At 41.9% G+C, this 5,047-nt stretch carries 3 protein-coding genes; 1 reads left to right on the top strand and 2 read right to left on the bottom strand.

Going from position 1 to position 5,047, the window contains the following annotated elements; genetic code table 11:
• The coding region (locus VLN09_RS03025) for a chorismate--pyruvate lyase family protein (protein ID WP_325243725.1) at positions 1 to 464 on the bottom strand (464 nt) is incomplete at its 3' end.
• 52 nt (positions 465 to 516) lie between these two features.
• Entirely contained in the window at positions 517 to 1,854 is a 1,338-nt protein-coding gene (locus VLN09_RS03020; protein ID WP_325243724.1) for a GNAT family N-acetyltransferase, read from the bottom strand.
• A 657-nt stretch (positions 1,855 to 2,511) separates the two neighbouring features.
• Between VLN09_RS03020 and VLN09_RS03015 the strand changes: the two genes are divergently transcribed.
• A complete protein-coding gene (locus VLN09_RS03015) occupies positions 2,512 to 4,731 on the top strand; it encodes an NADP-dependent isocitrate dehydrogenase (protein WP_325243723.1) in 2,220 nt (739 codons plus the stop codon).
• Positions 4,732 to 5,047 lie beyond the last annotated feature (316 nt).

The raw sequence follows: 5,047 nt of genomic DNA, 5'->3' as shown, positions 1-5,047 counted from the left end.
TCACTAATGAGTAAAGGACGACCGTACCAATCATAAAGCGTCTGCCGTTGCCAACCCTCGTCTTTCTGTTCGATAGAACGTTGATTGGGCAAGGTACGACTACGTTTAAACAGCACGTAGCCAATCGGCGTGCTTTTTAATTGCTGTAGACGTTTGGCACTGCCTTGTAAACTTGATAATGGAAATAGGCTTTGTGCCTGTACCCATGGTAGCTCGTCATTGCCGTATAAATATACCTCACGCACCCACGCCAGCCGTGGACGACTGAGCGCGGCGCCTTTCACACCCAGTTGCTTTTTTTGTGCCAAAGACAATAACCGATAACCCTCAAAGCTACGCTCTACACGTAATGGCTGCTCTGCTTTTGCCTCTAATAATGCCGTCAGAGAACCTTCGGTATTTAGCCAAGATAATAGCTCAGTCGAAGGTAATGAATTGGTAGAGGAGCAAAGATGAGAGGTCATAGTTTATGGCTAATATGTGCTTTATTAAGTAGAAGATGGTTAAATAATAAGGTTATTCATTGTTATCAAACGTTGGCATATTATCGATATTAAACGGCAAAGCTTCAAATGCTTGCTCTCGATACTGCGCCATATGTAGCCGATCTTTGCGGCAAAAATCAGCAATCGCTGGTACAAAACGTGCATCATAAATACGGTGTAATGAGTGGGTAGTAGTTGGGATAAAACCACGGATTAATTTATGCTCGCCTTGTGTCCCTGGGTCAAAATAATGTAAACCCTGCTCAATGGCAAATTCAATACCTTGATAATAGCACAGCTCAAAATGCAGGCTATCATACTCACCAAGCGCACCCCAATAGCGACCGTATAGAGTCGCCATTTTATTGTCAGGCTTATCATACAAAAACAAACTGCTCGCAATAATCTCACCACTGGCATCAAGCGCTTGTGCCAACATTAAATGCTCAGCCATAGTTTGCGCCAAAGCTTTAAAAAAATCTATGGTCAAATAAGGCTGCTGCCCACGTACCGCATAAGTCATCACATAACAATGATAAAAAGTCTTCCAATCGGACTCGGTAATGTCATCGCCACATTTTCGCAGGCACGTGATACCTTGCTCAGCAACTTTTCGGCGCTCAGCACGGATAGTTTTGCGTTTCTTGGCTTTGAGCGTTGCTAGAAATTCTTCAAAATTAGCAAACGGCTGATTATTTTGAGTTAGATTTTTATTTTGCCATAAAAATTGGCAACCTTGACGCTCAAGTATCGGTAGCTCAATCGGTTTTGCCGCTACGCCATTTGCTTGGTTTTTAAGCGCAAGTTCTATATCAATATCAGTCGGCAACGATGCGTTAGCGATAGTAGCCATCTCAGGCGCGACAAATAGCCCATGCCAGCCAGAGGCGTCTACTTGCTGCGCAATATCATCCACACCTTCGATGGCTGTTTTTATAATCTCAGCATCGAGCGTCTCACCTGCTGCCAACCATAAACGCTGCCCTGTAACGGGCGTATAAGGCGCGCTGGTCACCAAACGCGGATAATAGTCGAGACCATACTGCGCATAAGCTTGCGCCCATGAATGATCAAATACAAACTCCCCTCGATGATGCCCTTTGATAAATACGGGCATCACCGCAACTGGCTGCTTCACTTTTATAGAAGCTTCTACAGAAGACAGTCTTTGTTGTACTGCAAAATCATCATCAGCCTCTACACGGTGCACCAAAATATAAATAGGCAACCAGCCAGCCTCCTCGCCAATTGCACCAGTATCACTAAGCGCTTGCCAAAAGGCAAATGACATAAAAGGGGTGTCTGTCGTTTGCCACTCGCCTAGGCTTTGCCAGCTGGTGTCGTTCAGTAACGCATATTGTAAATTCATAATAAGCACACTATTTTTCTTGATGATATAGCCTATCAAACTGAAATTTTTTTGCTGTCACAATTTGCAAGAATTTTGCATAACCGTTATATAATTAGCCGTAGCGTTTAAAAAACGATGCAGTGCTAGTATGATAGAAACAAAATTTTGATGCCATACGTGATAAAAATTGCCATTAAAAACAGGCAAATTGTATGGAAAAGATGATATCAATCTTGATGACTGATAGAATAAGAGTATTATTAGCTTAATATAATTCAGACACATGAGATATGAGCGAAATAGTATACTTAGTTCAACATACGAGATTGACATCATATCGGATTTATAGTGGATGAACTATAATACATCGACAGTCATCTATCGTTAAGCAGTATTACCCAATCGTTCAACCCCTCTTTTGACGGCAAGCTTGTCATAAAGGTTAAAGCAGCTTCCAAAAGATAGTTTTGCAAAATAATGTCAACAGTCAGTCTCAAAACTATTTGAATGCGTCGAACCGTTTCAATATATTTTTGTATGATTGCAAAAGTGACATACGATGTACTTAATTTAGCGCCATCGCCCATTATGGTATGAAGGCTGTATAAAGGTATTAAATAATATCCAAGCTCTACTCACTTCATTACTGACAACATAAAGGAATACTCTACTACAATGTCAAAAATTATTTATACAAAAACCGACGAAGCCCCAGCGCTTGCAACCGTATCATTCTTGCCTATTGTGAAAGCATTTACTCAAACAGCAGGCATCGAAGTTGACACCATTGATATCTCAGTTGCTGCCCGTGTATTGGCTGAATTCCCTGAATTTTTAAGTGAAGAGCAACGCGTTCCTGACAACTTAGCTGAGCTAGGTCGTCTAACACAAGATCCAAACACCAACATCATAAAACTGCCAAATATCAGTGCCTCTGTCCAGCAGCTTAAAGCGGCGATTAAAGAGCTACAAGGTAAAGGCTATGCTATTCCTGATTTTCCAGAAGATCCACAAACGGATAAAGAAATAGAAATTCGTCAGCGTTATGGCAAAAGCCTAGGTAGCTCGGTGAACCCTGTACTGCGTGAAGGTAACTCAGATCGCCGTGCGCCAAAAGCGGTCAAAAACTACGCACGTAAACACCCACATTCAATGGGTGAATGGAAGCAATGGTCACAAACTCATGTATCGCATATGCACAGCGGCGATTTCTATGACGGCGAGCAATCTATCACTTTAGATAAAGCACGTACCGTGCGCATGGAACGCTTAGCTGACGATGGTACTGTCAATGTCTTCAAAACAGGCCTCGCTTTGCTTGATAAAGAAGTCATCGACCTCATGTTCATGAGCAAAAAAGCGCTACTTGAATTTTATGAGCGTGAAATGGAAGACTGCCGTGAAGCGGGCATTTTATTTTCACTGCACGTAAAAGCAACCATGATGAAAGTATCGCATCCTATCGTATTTGGGCATGCGGTTAAAACATATTATAAAGATGCCTTCAACAAACATGGCGCTTTCTTTGATGAATTAGGCATCAACGTGAATAACGGTATGGTAGACCTATACGACAAAATCTCAAAACTACCAGCATCAACTCGTGAAGAGATTGAACGCGATTTACATGCTTGCCAAGTACATCGTCCACGTTTGGCGATGGTTGATTCATCAAAAGGTATCACCAACTTCCATTCGCCAAGTGACATCATCGTTGACGCATCTATGCCAGCCATGATTCGTAATGGCGGTAAAATGTGGGGTGCTGATGGCAAGCCATATGATTGTAAAGCAGTGATGCCAGAATCTACCTTTGCGCGCATTTATCAAGAAATGATCAATTTCTGTAAATGGCATGGTAACTTTGACCCAACAACTATGGGTACAGTGCCTAACGTCGGTCTAATGGCACAAAAAGCGGAAGAATATGGCTCGCATGACAAGACTTTTGAAGCGAGTGATAATGGTATTGCCCGTATTGTTGACGAAGAAACAAATGAAATCTTGCTTGAACAGCGTGTTGAGAAGGGCGATATCTGGCGAATGTGTCAAGTTAAAGATGAGCCTATCCAAGATTGGGTCAAGCTTGCGGTACGCCGCGCACGCGAATCTAATACGCCGGTCATCTTTTGGTTAGACCCATATCGTCCACACGAAAACGAGCTGATCAAAAAAGTAAAAATGTACCTAAAAGATCATGATACCACTGGTCTGCATATCGAAACTATGTCACAAGTTCGTGCCATGCGTTATACCTTAGAGCGTGTCGCTCGTGGTCTTGATACGATTTCTGCTACCGGTAATATCTTACGTGATTATCTCACTGACTTATTCCCAATTTTAGAATTGGGCACCAGTGCTAAGATGTTATCAGTTGTACCACTAATGAAAGGCGGCGGTTTGTTTGAAACTGGCGCTGGCGGTTCAGCACCTAAGCATGTACAACAATTGGTTGAAGAGAACCATTTACGTTGGGATTCATTGGGTGAGTTCTTGGCATTGACTGTGTCGCTAGAGCATTTAGCACAGAATGATGGTAATGCTAAAGCCCAAATATTGGCTGATACTTTAGACACAGCGACTGAAAAGCTGTTGTTAGATGACAAGTCACCATCACGCAAAACTGGTGAGCTTGACAACCGTGGCAGTCATTTCTACCTTGCCATGTACTGGGCACAAGAGCTTGCAACACAAGATAAAGACAGCGAGCTAAAAGCACAGTTTGCTCCACTTGCGCAAAATCTTGCGGATAATGAAGCAGCTATTATTAAAGAGCTGAATGATGCTCAAGGTAAGCCTATGGATCTTAAAGGCTATTACCTAGCTGATGAGGCATTGACTGAGCAAGCCATGCGTCCAAGCACCTTGTTCAATAACGCAATTGCATCGTTATAATTAACTGAGCTTATAGCAGTTAATTTTATAGAAGTGACATTAGCATAAACAAAACACTCCAAATACCTTAGGTTTTGGGGTGTTTTTTTGTCTGCTATTGATGAGTATTTTTTATCTTAGACGGTCTTTAAGAGAGATAAGGTAAAGGACATCATGTAGTTACGAGTATTTTTGATAATCGCTTTTATAAGCTCAGAATTTTTGATATAACCTGAGGGGTTGCTCCTTGATATATTAGGTATTTTAAGCTTCCTTGGCATTCTGTTATGCTAGCGGTATATTAGTCCGCTACTGATATGTTTTATCCCTTTACCAA

This window comes from Psychrobacter sp. (genome assembly GCF_035469765.1).
In the GTDB taxonomy this organism is placed as follows: Bacteria; Pseudomonadota; Gammaproteobacteria; order Pseudomonadales; family Moraxellaceae; genus Psychrobacter.
The sequence above is the reverse complement of the archived record's forward strand: the minus strand, read 5'-3'. Positions and strand labels throughout refer to the sequence as shown.